19 protein-coding genes and 1 tRNA gene are annotated in these 14,111 nt (G+C 65.0%); 9 read left to right on the top strand and 11 right to left on the bottom strand.

Annotation, left to right across the window (positions count from 1 at the left end; translation table 11 throughout):
* Window positions 1-4: 4 nt before the first annotated feature.
* Complete coding sequence (gene aroA, locus ACTXG9_RS08125) at window positions 5-1,312, top strand: 3-phosphoshikimate 1-carboxyvinyltransferase (protein ID WP_111098174.1); 1,308 nt, start codon at window positions 5-7, stop codon at window positions 1,310-1,312.
* A 173-nt stretch (window positions 1,313-1,485) separates the two neighbouring features.
* On the opposite strand, the gene ACTXG9_RS08120 is transcribed toward aroA, so the two are convergent.
* Both ACTXG9_RS08120 and ACTXG9_RS08115 read right to left on the bottom strand, forming a co-directional pair.
* The gene (locus tag ACTXG9_RS08120) at window positions 1,486-2,058 is read right to left on the bottom strand and encodes an energy transducer TonB (RefSeq protein WP_019660324.1); all 573 of its coding nucleotides are present in this window, start codon (window positions 2,056-2,058) and stop codon (window positions 1,486-1,488) included.
* Window positions 2,059-2,177: 119 nt separating this feature from the next.
* Complete coding sequence (locus ACTXG9_RS08115; protein WP_031269809.1) at window positions 2,178-2,816, bottom strand: energy transducer TonB; 639 nt, start codon at window positions 2,814-2,816, stop codon at window positions 2,178-2,180.
* Window positions 2,817-2,929: 113 nt separating this feature from the next.
* Between ACTXG9_RS08115 and serS the strand changes: the two genes are divergently transcribed.
* Window positions 2,930-4,210 carry a serine--tRNA ligase gene (gene serS, locus ACTXG9_RS08110; RefSeq protein ID WP_021202775.1) on the top strand — a complete coding sequence of 427 codons (1,281 nt, stop codon included), beginning with the start codon at window positions 2,930-2,932 and terminating at the stop codon, window positions 4,208-4,210.
* Window positions 4,211-4,358: 148 nt separating this feature from the next.
* Here the strand turns inward: serS and ACTXG9_RS08105 are convergent, their stop codons facing one another.
* Complete coding sequence (locus ACTXG9_RS08105) at window positions 4,359-4,715, bottom strand: SH3 domain-containing protein (RefSeq protein WP_021202776.1); 357 nt, start codon at window positions 4,713-4,715, stop codon at window positions 4,359-4,361.
* A 136-nt stretch (window positions 4,716-4,851) separates the two neighbouring features.
* Window positions 4,852-5,439 (bottom strand): FMN-dependent NADH-azoreductase, encoded by a 588-nt coding sequence (locus ACTXG9_RS08100; protein ID WP_456115660.1) that lies wholly within the window; start codon window positions 5,437-5,439, stop codon window positions 4,852-4,854.
* Window positions 5,440-5,566: 127 nt separating this feature from the next.
* Between ACTXG9_RS08100 and ACTXG9_RS08095 the strand changes: the two genes are divergently transcribed.
* Window positions 5,567-6,559, top strand: a complete 993-nt coding sequence (locus tag ACTXG9_RS08095; protein ID WP_005410175.1) for a LysR family transcriptional regulator — start codon at window positions 5,567-5,569, stop codon at window positions 6,557-6,559.
* Between the two features lie 53 nt (window positions 6,560-6,612).
* On the opposite strand, the gene ACTXG9_RS08090 is transcribed toward ACTXG9_RS08095, so the two are convergent.
* Window positions 6,613-7,686, bottom strand: coding sequence for a DUF4241 domain-containing protein (locus ACTXG9_RS08090; protein WP_456115661.1), 1,074 nt, complete (start codon window positions 7,684-7,686; stop codon window positions 6,613-6,615).
* 124 nt (window positions 7,687-7,810) lie between these two features.
* On the opposite strand from ACTXG9_RS08090, the gene ACTXG9_RS08085 reads away from it, so the two are divergent.
* Window positions 7,811-7,900, top strand: a tRNA-Ser gene (locus ACTXG9_RS08085).
* 65 nt (window positions 7,901-7,965) lie between these two features.
* Here the strand turns inward: ACTXG9_RS08085 and ACTXG9_RS08080 are convergent.
* From ACTXG9_RS08080 to ACTXG9_RS08060, 5 genes are all read right to left on the bottom strand, one after another.
* On the bottom strand, window positions 7,966-8,181 hold the full coding sequence (locus ACTXG9_RS08080; protein ID WP_456115662.1) for a helix-turn-helix transcriptional regulator: 216 nt from the start codon (window positions 8,179-8,181) through the stop codon (window positions 7,966-7,968).
* Window positions 8,168-8,482: a hypothetical protein gene (locus ACTXG9_RS08075; protein WP_010480572.1), complete on the bottom strand. Its 315-nt coding sequence runs from the start codon at window positions 8,480-8,482 to the stop codon at window positions 8,168-8,170. Before ACTXG9_RS08075 ends, ACTXG9_RS08080 begins: the two co-directional genes overlap by 14 nt.
* Window positions 8,483-8,518: 36 nt before the next feature.
* Window positions 8,519-8,983: a hypothetical protein gene (locus tag ACTXG9_RS08070; RefSeq protein ID WP_456115663.1), complete on the bottom strand. Its 465-nt coding sequence runs from the start codon at window positions 8,981-8,983 to the stop codon at window positions 8,519-8,521.
* A gap of 80 nt (window positions 8,984-9,063) precedes the next feature.
* Window positions 9,064-9,513: a DNA methyltransferase gene (locus ACTXG9_RS08065; RefSeq protein WP_456115664.1), complete on the bottom strand. Its 450-nt coding sequence runs from the start codon at window positions 9,511-9,513 to the stop codon at window positions 9,064-9,066.
* A 159-nt stretch (window positions 9,514-9,672) separates the two neighbouring features.
* Complete coding sequence (locus ACTXG9_RS08060; protein ID WP_456115684.1) at window positions 9,673-10,152, bottom strand: DNA methyltransferase; 480 nt, start codon at window positions 10,150-10,152, stop codon at window positions 9,673-9,675.
* 99 nt (window positions 10,153-10,251) lie between these two features.
* On the opposite strand from ACTXG9_RS08060, the gene ACTXG9_RS08055 reads away from it, so the two are divergent.
* Together ACTXG9_RS08055 and ACTXG9_RS08050 are read left to right on the top strand one after the other, a co-directional pair.
* A complete protein-coding gene (locus tag ACTXG9_RS08055; protein WP_456115665.1) occupies window positions 10,252-10,887 on the top strand; it encodes a hypothetical protein in 636 nt (211 codons plus the stop codon).
* Between the two features lie 272 nt (window positions 10,888-11,159).
* Window positions 11,160-11,657, top strand: coding sequence for a hypothetical protein (locus ACTXG9_RS08050; RefSeq protein WP_456115666.1), 498 nt, complete (start codon window positions 11,160-11,162; stop codon window positions 11,655-11,657).
* Between the two features lie 59 nt (window positions 11,658-11,716).
* Here the strand turns inward: ACTXG9_RS08050 and ACTXG9_RS08045 are convergent, their stop codons facing one another.
* A complete protein-coding gene (locus tag ACTXG9_RS08045; protein ID WP_456115667.1) occupies window positions 11,717-11,929 on the bottom strand; it encodes a hypothetical protein in 213 nt (70 codons plus the stop codon).
* Window positions 11,930-12,137: 208 nt separating this feature from the next.
* Between ACTXG9_RS08045 and ACTXG9_RS08040 the strand changes: the two genes are divergently transcribed.
* From ACTXG9_RS08040 to ACTXG9_RS08030, 3 genes are all read left to right on the top strand, one after another.
* Window positions 12,138-12,641 carry a hypothetical protein gene (locus ACTXG9_RS08040; protein ID WP_456115668.1) on the top strand — a complete coding sequence of 168 codons (504 nt, stop codon included), beginning with the start codon at window positions 12,138-12,140 and terminating at the stop codon, window positions 12,639-12,641.
* 64 nt (window positions 12,642-12,705) lie between these two features.
* Window positions 12,706-12,882: a hypothetical protein gene (locus tag ACTXG9_RS08035; protein WP_456115669.1), complete on the top strand. Its 177-nt coding sequence runs from the start codon at window positions 12,706-12,708 to the stop codon at window positions 12,880-12,882.
* Window positions 12,848-13,567 carry a hypothetical protein gene (locus tag ACTXG9_RS08030; RefSeq protein WP_456115670.1) on the top strand — a complete coding sequence of 240 codons (720 nt, stop codon included), beginning with the start codon at window positions 12,848-12,850 and terminating at the stop codon, window positions 13,565-13,567. Before ACTXG9_RS08035 ends, ACTXG9_RS08030 begins: the two co-directional genes overlap by 35 nt.
* The last annotated feature ends 544 nt before the right edge of the window (window positions 13,568-14,111 follow it).

The following is a 14,111-nucleotide window of genomic DNA, read 5'->3' as shown; positions in this document are numbered from 1 at the left end:
AACGATGAGCAACGCGCAACACTGGATCGCCCGCAAGGGCCAGCCCCTGCAGGGCAGCCTGACCATTCCCGGCGACAAGTCGGTCTCGCATCGCTCGGTGATGTTCGCCGCGCTGGCCGATGGCACCTCGCATATCGAGGGCTTCCTGGAAGGCGAAGACACCCGCGCCACGGCGCGCATCTTCAGCCAGCTCGGCGTGCACATCGAAACCCCCAGCCCGTCGCAGCGCATCGTGCACGGCGTCGGCATCGACGGCCTGAAAGCGCCGGATGCACCGCTGGACTGCGGCAATGCCGGCACCGGCATGCGCCTGCTGGCCGGGTTGCTGGCGGGCCAAGCGTTCGACTGCACGCTGATCGGCGATGAATCGTTGTCGGGCCGCCCGATGCGCCGCGTCACTGGCCCGCTGTCGCAGATGGGCGCGAAGATCGACACCCAGGATGACGGCACGCCGCCGTTGCATGTGCATGGCGGCCAGTCGCTGCACGGCATCGACTTCGCCTCGCCGGTGGCCAGCGCACAGATCAAGTCCGCAGTGCTGCTGGCCGGCCTGTACGCGCAGGGCGAAACCAGCGTGCTGGAACCGCATCCGACCCGTGACTACACCGAGCGCATGCTGTCGGCGTTCGGCGTGGACATCGAATTTTCACCGGGCAAGGCCCGCCTGCGTGGCGGCCAGCGCCTGCGCGCCACGGACATCGTGGTGCCGGCCGACTTCTCGTCTGCGGCGTTCTACCTGGTGGCCGCCAGCATCATTCCTGGTTCACAGCTGCGCCTGAAGCAGGTCGGCCTGAACCCGCGCCGCACTGGCCTGCTGCACGCGCTGCGCCTGATGGGGGCGGACATCACCGAAGAGAATCCGGCCGAGCAGGGCGGTGAGCCGGTGGCGGACCTGGTAGTGCGCTACGCGCCGCTCAAGGGCGCGCGCATTCCGGAAGCGTTGGTGCCGGACATGATCGACGAGTTCCCGGCGCTGTTCGTGGCGGCTGCAGCCGCCGAAGGCCGGACCGTGGTCAGTGGCGCCGCCGAGCTGCGGGTGAAGGAATCCGATCGCCTTGCGGCGATGGCCACCGGCCTGCGCGCGCTGGGCATGCAGGTGGACGAGACCGAGGATGGGGCCACCCTGCACGGCGGTGTGCGCCTGGGCAGCGGCACCATCGAAAGCCACGGTGACCACCGCATCGCCATGGCATTCGCCATTGCCGGCCAGATCAGCGATGGCGAAGTGCGGATCAACGATATCGCCAACGTCGCCACGTCCTTCCCGGACTTCGATGGTCTGGCCCGCAGCGCCGGGTTCAACCTGGCCTGATCGGCATCGCGCGCACCGGGCCATGCCCGGCGGATCGCATTGCCCGGCAGGTGCCAATCTTGGTTGGCACGCTCACATCTCCCGGTAGGTGCCAACCTTGGTTGGCACGCTTTCCGCATAAAAGGACGGAGGCCGAAGCCTCCGTCTAAACATCACGAACCCCTCGTCCGCGATCAACGCTGCTCGGTACGGAAATCCACCGGGACCCGCACCACGCTGGCTACTGCGCGGCCATCCTGCACCGCGGGTTGGAACTTCCAGTTCTGCACGGTGCTGAGCACCGCACGATCCAGATCGCGACTGCGCTCGCCGCTGCGCGAGACGATCGCAGCGTTGGCGACATTGCCGCGGGTATCCACATTCAGGCTGGCGATCACGCTGCCCTGCACGCCGCTACGCAGCGCGGCGGCGGGGTAGGTGGGCATGCGGTTGCTGGCCAGCGGGCGGGCTTCACGATTGCGCACTACCGGCGCGGCCTTCCGCGAAGCAGTAGCCGGGGTTGCCTGGCGCGCGGCAGGCGTCGCTGCGTCCGTCACCGCCGCCTGCTCGGGGGCCGGCAGCATGCGCTCGCCGACCGGCGCAGGTGCCACCTCTTCCTGGCTGGAATGACGCAGCCAGAGCAGGGCGGCAGCAAACATCGCCACGATCAGTGCGATCCACATCCAGGGCGACGCGTTCTTGTGCTGTACGCTTGAGTCCCGCTGCAACCGCGGCGAATGAAGGTCTTCGTGGGTGGTAACAGCCATCGCAAACTCCTTCCGTCAATGGACGACATGGGCAGTGTTGCCCGAGCCACAGACGGAAAGTGTCAGCGTTGCGTCAACATCACCGGCAGGGTTCAGCTTGCCTGCTGGGGAGCGTTCAGTTACTGCGTCTTGAAGTCGAACGGCACTTCAATGCTGCCAGGCACGGCCTGGCCGTTGCTCTGGGCCGGGGTGAATCGCCAACGGCGCACGGCGTCGGTCGCGGCACGGTCGAGGTCGCGTGAACCGCTGCGCTGGATCACCGTGGCGTTGTTCGGATAGCCGGTGGCGTCTACATCCACGCGTACCACCACGGTGCCGGTTTCACCGGCGCGCAGGGCGGCGGCGGGATAGGACGGTGGCGGCGACTGACCGGCAATCGGCATCGGCTGGCTGTTGCCGGTGGCCGCCGGCGCAGGGCCCGGTGCGGCCGGGGCTGCTTCAGCGATCGGGGCGGGCGGTGGCGGGGCGGTTTCGACCAGCTTCGGCGCTTCTTCCTCGACCGGGGCCGGCTTGGCATCGGGCATGTCGCTGGAACCGGCCGCAGCGGCCAACGGTTCCGGGAGGGGCTCGACCTGGGCGGTTTCCTGCGGGGTCTGCGCGGCCGGGTCGGCGCGGAAGAACTCCTTGTCGCGGCCGGTCAGCCAGACCAGCACGAACAGCAGTACGCCCACGCCGAAGGCGATGCCGGCGATCTTCAGGGCGTTGCGCGGGATATGCACAGTGAAGGACTTGGCGGACGACGAGCGGGGTGCAGACATGGACCGGACCAGTACGGAATGGCTCGATTCTGCCACGGCGGGAATGAACCGGGCGGCAGAAATCCGTATAACAAGCGATAATCCCGTTCCTGATACCCACCACGACACCTGCCATGCTTGATCCAGCCCTGCTCCGCCACCAGCCCGCCGACCTCGCTGAACGCCTGCGCACCAGCCGCGGCTTCGAGCTCGACGTGTCTGCCCTGGAGGCCCTGGAGGCTGATCGCAAGCGCATCCAGGTACGTACCCAGGAACTGCAGAGCCTGCGCAACAGCCGTTCCAAGGCCATCGGCCAGGCCAAGGCCAAGGGCGAGGACGTTTCGGCCATCATGGCCGAGGTTGCTGCCTTCGCCGACGAGCTGAAGGCCTCGGAAGTGGCGCTGGACGAGCTGCGCGAGAAGATCGAAGCGATCTCGATGGGCATTCCGAACCTGCCGGCCGATGACGTGCCGGCCGGTGCCGATGAGAACGACAACGTCGAGCAGGCACGTTGGGGTACCCCGCGCCAGTTCGATTTCAAGGTGCTCGACCACGTCGAACTGGGCGCCCGCAACGGCTGGCTGGACGGCGAGACCGCGGCCAAGTTGTCTGGCTCGCGCTTCACCGTGCTGCGCGGCCCGATCGCGCGCCTGCACCGTGCGCTGGCCCAGTTCATGGTCGACCTGCACACCGGTGAGCACGGCTACGAGGAAACCAACGTGCCGCTGCTGGTCAACGCCGATTCACTGCGTGGCACCAGCCAGCTGCCGAAGTTCGAGGACGATCTGTTCAAGACCGCCGTGGGCGACTCCACGCGTTACCTGATCCCGACCTCGGAAGTGCCGCTGACCAACATCGTGCGCGACGAGATCGTCGAGGCCGAGCGCCTGCCGCTGCGCATGACCGCCCACTCGATGTGCTTCCGTGCCGAGGCTGGCAGTGGTGGCCGCGACGTTCGCGGCATGATCCGTCAGCACCAGTTCGAGAAGGTCGAGCTGGTCTCGATCTGCCGCCCGGAAGACAGCGACGCCGAACACCAGCGCATGACCCGCTGCGCCGAAGTGGTGCTGGAGAAGCTGGGCCTGCCGTACCGCAAGGTGCTGCTGTGCACCGGCGACATGGGCTTCTCGGCCATCAAGACCTACGACCTGGAAGTCTGGCTGCCGTCGCAGGAAACCTATCGCGAGATCTCCTCGTGCTCGAACTGTGGTGACTTCCAGGCCCGCCGCATGCAGGCGCGCTGGCGCAACCCGGCCACCGGCAAGCCGGAGCTGGCGCACACGCTGAATGGCTCGGGCGTGGCCGTCGGCCGCGCGATGATCGCGGTGATGGAGAACTACCAGAACGCCGATGGCAGCATCACCGTGCCGGAGGCCCTGCGCCCGTACATGGGTGGCCTGGAAACCATCGCCTGACAGCCGGCGATTCGCGCCGCCGCCCGAAGCTTAGGCTCGGACGCTACAGATCCATGTAGAGCCGAGCCTATGCTCGGCTGCTCCTGCCCCTGGCGGGCCGCATTGATTATCGGCGCTTCGCGCCGCCGCCCGAGCATAGGCTCGGGCGCTACCGGGTTTCTGCTGCCCTCAGCTTCTCCAGCGGCACCCATCCCGGTTCGCCGGTCTCCGGCACGCACCATGCCCATCCATTGAGCGTGCGCATTCCTCGCAGCAGCTGCCCCGGATCCACATCCAACTCCCGCGCGCAGTAATCCTCCGTGGCATAGGCGTCACCCTGCGCATTGCGACCGATCACCGGCGCCGGCACGAAACCGGGCTGCTGCCCCTTGGCCTCGCACAGGAACCAGTCTTCCCAGCCCTCCGGGCCTTCATAACGTTCGCCCACCACCAGCGCCTGGCCACGGCGCAGGGTGATCGGGTGCGGAAATTCGCTGCGGTGCGCAGCCGTCACGGTGTAGTCCATGGCCCCAGCCTAACGCGCCCACAAAAAAACGGCCCCGCAAAGCGGGGCCGCCAGGGGGGGCCGGGATGGGGGAGGGGATCCCGGCCCGCGTTCAGCGCCCAGACGAGGAGAGAGGGGCGCCGAACGTTGGAACGCGTTACGCAGCGACGGCTTCGGCCGCTTCGTGCGACGGCAGCGCCGCCAGCGCACCGGCAATGGCGTCTTCACGGTGCTGCGGCGAATAGGCGATGCCTTCGGCGCGCACGAATTCGATCTCGTTGATGTCCATGAAGGCGAACACCTGGCGCAGGAACGGCTCCTGGAAGTCGGCCGGAGAGTCGGTGTAGATGCCGCCGCGGCTGCTGGCGATGATCACCCGCTTGCCACCGGCCAGGCCCACCGGGCCGTTCTCGGTGTACTTGAAGGTGCGGCCGGCCACGGCCACGCGATCGATCCAGGCCTTCAGGGTGGACGGGATGCTGAAGTTGTACATCGGCGCGCCGATCACAACGATGTCGGCCTCCAGGAACTGCTGCATCACCTGTTCAGCATCGGTCGCTTCAGCGGCGTCGGTCCTGGCCAGCGAGCTGCTGCGCAGATGCGGTACCGGATTGGCGTCAAGATCGCGATAATCGACCTGCAGGCCGTCGATCTGGCTGGCGAGGCGGGCGACCACGGCGGCCGACAGCTGGCGCGAGACGGAGTTGTCGCCAAGCACGCTGGCGTCGAGATGCAGAAGCTTCATGGCAGTCACCTGTGTTCTGGGAGGAAGGGGCGGGGTGGCCCCGCCGACAGAGAGAACGATAGGTTGTTGCAAAGGCGGAATAAAGGTGGTTGAATGCCACGTATTGTTCTAGATATGGAACTCGGGCATGCATGACCTGAATGATCTGTACTACTTCGCGATGGTGGTCGACCACGGCGGGTTCGCCGCCGCCGAGCGCGCACTGGGTATTCCCAAGTCGCGCCTGAGCCGCCGCATCAGCCAGCTGGAAACCGACCTGGGCGTACGCCTGCTGCAGCGCTCCACGCGCCGTTTCGCGGTCACCGATGTCGGCACCAGCGTGCATCGCCATGCGCAGACGATGCTGGCCGAGGCCCAGGCCGCCCGCGAAGTGGTGGACCGCCTCAGCGCGGAGCCGCGCGGCGTGGTGCGCGCCAGCGTGCCGGTGTCACTGGCGCAGATGCAGCTTCCCAAGCTGCTGCCCAAGTTCCTTGAGCAGTACCCGAAGGTGCGGCTGCAGCTGAACATCAGCAATCGCCGCGTGGATATCATCAATGAAGGCTACGACGTCGCCCTGCGCGTGCGTTCGCGCCTGGACGACGACGGCAGCCTGGTGATGCGCAGCTTCGGCCAGGTGCAGGAACTGCTGGTGGCCAGCCCGAAGTACCTGGACCGCGCCGGACGCCCCAAGGACCCGGAAGAGCTCACCCAGCACGTCACCCTCAGCATCAGCGAAGACGAAGCACGCCAGCGCTGGGAACTGCATGGCCCGGAAGGCGAAGTGCGCCGGGTCGACCTGCAGCCGCGCGTGGCCGGCTTCGACTTCCCGCTGCTGCAGAGCATGGTGAAGGACGGTTTCGGCATCACCATGCTGCCGGAAACCGTGTGCGCCGACGCCGTGCGCAACGGCGAGCTGGAAGTGGTGCTACCGGACTGGTCGCTGCCGCAGGGCGTGTGCCACGCCGTGTTCGCCTCGCGCCGCGGCCTGCTGCCGGCGGTGCGCGTGTTCATCGACTTCCTGGCCGAGCACCTGCCGCCGCAGCTGGAGGCCTCGCGCCTGGATTGCGGTGGCGCCTGTGAAAAGGCCAAGGAGCGGATCAAGGCCAGTGCACTGGGTGCGCTGGCGGTGGATGCCGGCTGAGAGAGCTGAACGGTAGCGCCGGGCCATGCCCGGCGTTGCTGTTTTCCAGCTGATCAGTTCCGGCCGAACAGCCGGTCCCAGAAACTGCGGCGTCGCGCTGCGGCCGGTGGCGGTTCGGCCGCAACGACCGGCGCTTCCAGCACCGCCATCAACTCTGCGCTGCGTGGCTTCTTCAGGAACCGCGCGTAGTCCAGATAGCCGGTCACCTTGCTCATGTGCAGGCGCTCGGGCATCGCCGGTAGCTCGCCGCCCCGTAGCAGCACCCGCAATGCCTGCGGGCGGTCCAGGCGGATCGCCTCGTACACGGCGGTACCGCCGCAGCCCGGTTCGATCTGGTTGGCGCGCTGCGGCGCATCCTTCAGCAGGTCCTGCAATGCCTCCGTGTCGTCTCGTTCGACGGCAGCCACCAGTCGTGCCAGCGCCTCGGCTTCTGCAGCTGGCAGGTTGTCGCGATAGGCCTGGTCGGCAATCTCGCGCTCGTCGCGCCCATCGCCACCCTCGATGCACAGGAAATCGGTGACCAGGGCGACCGGAATGCCGGACGTATCCAGCGCCCAGTAGCTGGGATACACACCGTCGCCCCAGCCGCTGGTAAAGACCACCAGGCCGTGCGGCGAGTCCTCGCCCCAAGGGCGGTACTCGGCGCCTTCGTCGAGGCCGTCGTGGTCGATCAGGGCATCCGACCACGCATTGTCTTCGTCGCCATCGGCCCGTTCGATCAGCGCCAGCAGTGCCTGTTGGGTGTCGGTATCCATGAAGCAGCCGATGCCGGCGTCGACCGGGTAGCCGATGAAGCTGTCCTCATCCAGGCCGGTCAGGTCCTGCGTGGTCCAGCGCGCCATCTGCCAGTGCAGGGCAGACGCAGTAAGGGCTTCGCGGGGCTTGAACCAGACCACGGCCAGCGCCGGGCGGCCGCTGTGCACGATGATCTCAACCGGATGCCGGCCCAGCGGGGCGGTGTAGTCGGCCAGCGCTGGTGCTTCGGCCTGGACAAGCGGATCGCAGACCACCAGATGCCCGCTGCTGACCGGCAGATGGCCGGCGAAGGTGCGGTGCAGGGCCACAGCGGCCAGCTGGGTGTCGTCCAGCAGGGTGGTGCGCAGGTTGGCCAGGTCGAGGTGGGCCATGGGGGCTCCGAGTGCGGTGAAGGCCCCCACCGTGCCGGATGCGGAGGGCAGGGGCAAGGTGGTCTTGGGCAAATGGCCTTCACGTGCGAGAATACGCCGCTGCCCGGGCGACCGGGACCCGATTGGAGAGATGGCCGAGCGGTTTAAGGCACCGGTCTTGAAAACCGGCGAAGGGTCAAACCTTCCGTGGGTTCGAATCCCACTCTCTCCGCCAGTCTTTACAAAAAGCTCCTAGAAATAGGGGCTTTTTCGTTTTTACAGCCCTTGCTACCCACCCGCTTACCCATCCACCTGCAAAGGTCGATTCTGCGCGATCTGCTGCCGAACCCAGCCTTGCACCTCGGATTGTATCCAGAGTGCGCGGCGACCGATGCGGATAGAGCGAGGGAAGCGACCGCCCTTGATTTCTCCGTAGATGAAGGTGGTCCCCATGCCGGTCATCTGGCGCACGCGATCGAGCGATAGCAGTTCTTCGAGTCTTTCAGCCGCGCCCATGATGACCTCCGATGCGGCGAGCCTTTGGCGTGCGTTCGGTCAGGCCAAGCTGGAACTGCAGTACGTTGTCGATCGGCATATCGACCGATGCGGGACGCGCGCTGCGCGCCGGGCGATTCAATCTGCGCCATGCTGCGATGGCCTTGTCGGGGTCGGCATGCTTGCTGGTCGACCTGCAGGCGCACTCGACCAGGTGGCCACCGCCTGCGGAGGCGCAGCGCTTGTCGTGGATGTGGCGCGCGCGGTGGCCGGCGGCGCAGTTCGGCAACCCTTCCGGGTGGCTGATATGTTCCTGGGTCATGGCTTGTTGCACTCCTCGATGTGGGCTTCGAGCTGTTCAATCAGGAAGGTGGCTTCGGTGGCCCGGCGGCGGCGTTCGTGCGCACTGACCGGAGCCGGGCCGGCGTCCCGGATCCACTTCAGGGGTTCGAGGAACCAGCTCGGTTCGACGGGTAGACGCGTGCGCGGGTTCGACTTTCTGGATCAGTGGCTCACAATCCGGGCCGGCCCAATCCTCGCTGTCGCCGCAGCGGATGCACACGCGTCCACTGAATTCGTGCAGCTTCTCCGGCTGGATCACGCGCGGGGTTTCGAACAGGGCGCGGACAACAAGCCCACGCTGGTGGGCGCCGTAGACGTGCCCTGCGTCGGCCTGCATCCAGCAGCCTGGCGCGAAGTCGTCCTTGAGCCTGTACTCCCAGCGCACAGGCTGCGCGGTGTAGAGCGCGGTCATCAACGTATCGGCCCAGGCGCGCACTTGGTCGACGGCAACGGGACCGCTGGCGGGGTCGATGCGTCGCATGGCAGAGACAACCGCGGCGACAGGCGACGACGCCTTGGTGGCCTCGACAGCCGTGGCCGGGGAAATAGGTAGTGGTGCTGTCATGCTATTGCTCCAAGGGGAAGGCCAGGCTGTGCAACTCGGATGCGAGCCTCGGCGATCGCTGCATAGGTCGGGTCCAGCTCGATGCCGACGAACTGGAAACCCTCGAGCACGGCTGCCTTGCCCGTGCTGCCGCTGCCCATGAACGGATCCAGTACCAAGCCGCCGGCTGGAGTGACCAGTCGACACAGGTAGCGCATGAGGTTTGTTGGCTTCACGGTGGGGTGGTGGTTGCCGTTCCGTGCTGACCAGTCGGCAGTCTCGCGATCGCGCATCGTCGCGCGGGCGGAGGCAGCCGGCACCGGGCCAGAATCCAGCCCGTCGTTACGGTCTTCGCGCGTAGCCTTGGCGCAGTAGAAGAACCGCGCAGCGGTGCCAGAGTCGCCGCGAGCTCGATGCTCTGAAACCCCGGCGAACTCGCCGTAGACCTGAGCGGTTCTAGCGAACATTGGGCCAGTGTCCCGCTGCTGCCCTGGTGCGTCGGGGAACCCAGCGAGTACTTCAGCGCTCCCGTCGTGAACCAGGTTGGCGGGCCAACGCCCCAGCGCTTCTGCCTTGGCGACGTTGGCATTGCAGCGATGGGCATGTGCCGCCTTGGCCTGCTCGTCCTACATCCATGGCCGGTGCCATCCATCGGGACCGACCTTCGGCGCGGTCGACTGATCGCCGCCGCCGAGCTTGTCATCGGTGGGAACCCTGCAGGCGTCGATGTTGAGGCCGCCGGTGCCGTGCAGATGCCAATTCGCTGCCACCGTGCCGGCAAGTGGCTTGCGGGCGACGGTGATCGGCTCGAGCGCGGGCTTCAAGGCAGTTCCACCCCAGGGTCCGTTATGCGACTTCGGGAAGCCGCTGCCATAGACCCACGCGATCATGTCGCGGATCTCGAAGCCGGCGTCCTCGATGCGCACAGCCATGCGGTGCTGCGTGCGGGTGCCGGCGAAGGCCAGTAGGTGACCGCCAGGCTTCAACAAGCGCAGGCACTCGGCCCATATCTCGGTGCTGGGTACGTCGTAATCCCAGCGCTTGCCCATGAATGACAGGCCGTATGGAGGATCGGTCACGATGGCGTCGATCGAGTTGGCGGCCATTGCCACGCATTACTTCCAGGCAGTCTCCGACGAGAATCATGCGGACACGACCGTGCGAACAGTGACAGAATTCCGAGAGACCCAGGAAGGAGTGCGAATATGGATTTCGTCGCAGCTTTGAGTGAGTGCTGGTGGCTTGGCCACGAATGCACGCCAAATTGGGACGCATGGGGAGCGACTTTCGCGCTGACAGGCGTCGGGGCGACCATTGCTCTTGGTATTTTTACCTATCGACTTGGAGTGGCCGCCAGGAACGCCAGCATGGCGGCGCTCGAGATATCCCAGGAAAGCCACAGGACCCAAGAACTTGACCGGAAGCGCGAAGCTGCCTTCGTGATGCATTTTCTCCACGGTGAGTTCGTGTGGACGGCGGCGCGGATTCGCCGGTTCTACGAATGCCTGGGCAGTGAAGTGGAAGTAACTGGAGATCTGGATAAATCTCAGCGCGAGAAATTCACTGAGATGGTGCGCATGCTCGAAATGCGACAAACTCAGTCCCTTATGTCTCGACTGCACGTGTTGGACGACCCCCACGGGGCTATGCTGGCTCGTGTGCTGGGGCAGGCGCGACTCTTTCACAAAGCATTTGAAAAGTTCGCCGATCCAGCTTACGAGCCTGACATCCAATTCAATTTGGATGGATTTAGAGCAAAGGGCCCTCGCCTCGAGGATGATCTCAAGACACTGGCGAAAGCTTCCAAGGTCCACACTCCTGAAGATCAAGACGCGAACTGACTCGCTACACGGGCGTTCAGCCACGTCCATGCGCGGGGCGGCGTGCATGCCGATGGTCAGCTCGTCGTGGTTGTAGGCCAGGGCGGGATCGATGCCGAGGGCCTGCTTGAGCCCCTCGCTGGCGCCTCCGCCGCCCGCGAGCAGGTCCACCACGATTTCGCCCGGGCGCAGGCGGGACCGTTGCGGCGCGGGGAAGTTGAAGGATCGGGAGGGCATACTCATATCCGAACACCCCGAAACAGGTTTAATCGAGGCAATGGTTGAGATGACTCTTGGCCGCCCACACCTCTGGAGGACATCCACCAGAGGAGGTACGTTTCGTGCATAGCGGAAGACAGGGGGCATGGAGTTTTCATCCCAACAACTTGGCCAGGCTTCATGAGCTGGCCACTGCTGAGGTGGAGCGCCGTCGCGCTCAGATTGCCCGGCTGGAGAAGGAGCGGGGTAGCTTTGAAGCTGAGCGCTCCGCAGTCGGTGCTGCGCTTAGTCTGGTTGAGCGAGCTGCAAATGGACCTGGCACTGCCTCGCGCTTGGTGATGAGCGACTACGACTCGTATTTCCAAGACTATTGCCGCGGTATTGATGTTGATAAATTCACAAAAGTGTTGGTGGAAATCGATCAGGCGATATCCCACAACAAGAGGCGCACCGAAGAACTGTTGGCGGCTGTAGAGACCGCAGAAGCAGATATTGTGTTCATCGAACGCATGATTGCGTGCCCCCAGGAGCGGGTGTTTAAGCTTCCTGTCAACCCCGATTACATTGAGTAACGAGCAGTTGTGTAGGCCGGTCATGGACGACTGGTCGTCTCGCCGATGCTGGTCATTGGTCATGCTCGCTGCTCCTCAGTGCCGTTGATCTGCTGACCGCCGAGAGCGGCGCGAGACTCCCACCGTTCGGCTTCGTTGGTGTAGTAGGCGAAGCGCTCCTGGCGCTCTCGCTCGGTGAATTGCGTGTCGTGCAGCGCGTGCTCGGCGGCGTTGCGGTTGGCTTTGGCCATGCGGACCGGGTCGTCCTTGAAGATGTCGAGCTGGTTACGCACGCTGGACTCCTGGAATGGGTTGCCGGCTGGTGGAACCCGGCCGGCGCGGGTTCCCTGCGCTACAGGGGGAGAGCGCAGGGCAGGGGACGGTGGTCGGGAACGAACCCGCGGCCACGTGGTACGCGCTTTGCGCTGTAGTGGTTCACCTGACTTTTCTGCGCAAACGATGCATGCGAGCATCGAGGTCCAACAATCCAAGGAAGGCCGCATGAGCGTCAGTTCCGCTGAATCTCCGTCTGCCAATGAGATACCAGGGCCTATCCGTGGATTTAAGGAGATTGCGGATGCGGTCGTTGCGCTCGCGGCCTTCGCTACCGGCCCGGCGATACTCTTTCTCGCGATGGACCCACTTGTTGCCTACGTGCCTGGAATCTCTGCGGAATGGGCGACGTTCTTTCTGGCGGTCGCTGCTATCGCCGTGCCGTCGTGCCCTGCCATCGGCTTCATTACTGGATTTAGACCGCAGAGAACGGACAGCAAAGCATCGAAACGTCGTCTCTGGGCCATTCTGTCTATCTTGGTCCTTTCGCTGGTGTTGAACGTTTCCGCAATCGTGTGGAATGACCGTGCCAAAGAGCATCGGCGCAAGCTCGATCAGGTGGCCACGCAGCAAAAACAAGCTGATATCGAACGGGATCGGGCAGCTCTTGTGCAGGCTGTTTCTGCTGCGGTTGAAAAAGGGCTTCGCGACGGAGGGAAGTGCTCGCCGTAGCGGGCAACAATCTGAGACAGATGTAGCGCGCTGAGCCTTGCAGCGGTGGGGGAGGGCGGCGCTCATGCTGCGGCGCCTGCAGCGCGGCGCGCAGCTGCTTGGCTGCTGCCTGCAGCTGGTGTGCGTGCTGCTCCGCTTCGTCGGCGGTGAGGTGCAGGCGGGCAGCGCCCATGTCTGCGATGACGCGTTCGCTGACGTGGTCAGCGGTGACTTTCATCTCCGCCGATCGGCAGTGCACTGATATGCCAGCAGGCTTTGAGGCGTACACCCCATCTGGAACAGTGCAGGTCCGCAGCGACCTGCTCAACTTCCACCTGCGCCACAAGTTCGATATCAACGAGGCGGGCGCCGTTGCCTACCAGGTGTCGGGGATCGTAGTAACCCGGTACGTCACGCGTGACTTTCAGGCCAAGAGCCCGGTGGTTGCCGTCACGGGTCCGAACAACAACTTCGGGCTCAGCGTGATTCTGACCAATCTCGGCGGCAACAACTGGCGCGTGTCAGCCTACACAGGTTCATCGTTTGTGTTCGGCACGGTGTGGGTATACGACTCGGTTGTGACTGGAACGCCGGGCAAGACCGGCATCGAGGTGTACCGAGAGCACACCGGCGAGCTGGCGTTTGCTTCTTGGGCAAAGCCCCTTCGGATCGTAGGCGTGACAACTGCCCCGTTCGGGGCGGCAGAGGGCGCCTACATGCAGGTCCCGGCTGGTCGGCGCTACGCGGTGATCTCGTCTCGTTCGTGCCAGCGGATTGAGCGTAGTGTGGGCTTCCGCTTGACCGGGCCGCAGGGGGATGGAACGGGCGCAGCGGGGTCGGGACGCTTCTACTATGCGGGCGCGGCTGCCCTGATCCCGCAGTCCGACAACGCCACGCAGTTCAGTGCATCCGGCCACTTCGTGCTGATCGACGTGACCGGCCACTAAGCTGCAGCGTCACGGTGAATGAACGACGGGCCGTGTCAGATTGCGCCCATGTGCTATTCCGCCCAGATCACCGTCGCCTATCAGAAGCTGGTCAGGATGACCGGCGCACCTGCTCTCTAGAGATCAGGCCTGGCGCTTAAGTTTGGCGACGGCAAATGACGTTATGGCAGCGGGTCGACCGAACAGCAGCGCGAAGACGTTGACGCGGCAGCGTCCGAGCCAATCCGGGCGCCCTGAATGCGATAACCCCCGATAGGAATGCCGAAATGCGGCAAAAGAGGCGGCCCGAAAATGCCGCCTCTATCTATTCTGCGGAGCTAGATCTCTTGTGAGCCCCGGGGTATTTTATACGATCCGAGTGGGCCAACCGTTACTGCGCCTGTTTTCCCACTGTTGCCCCCGTGGCTGCCACTGGGAAGGTCGGCTCCGCCGCCTCTACCTACACCCTGGCCGCGGCCATAGCCGCTGCCGGAGCCTATACCGCCAGCGCCGCCATTGCTTGGCGTGGAAGTCTGTTGCTCTGGCTTTCCGCCAAAGTAATTCC

The sequence above is a fragment of the Stenotrophomonas maltophilia group sp. LNF247 genome (assembly GCF_054083135.1).
Note: the sequence above shows the minus strand (reverse complement) of the source record. Positions and strands in the feature narration are given on the sequence as shown.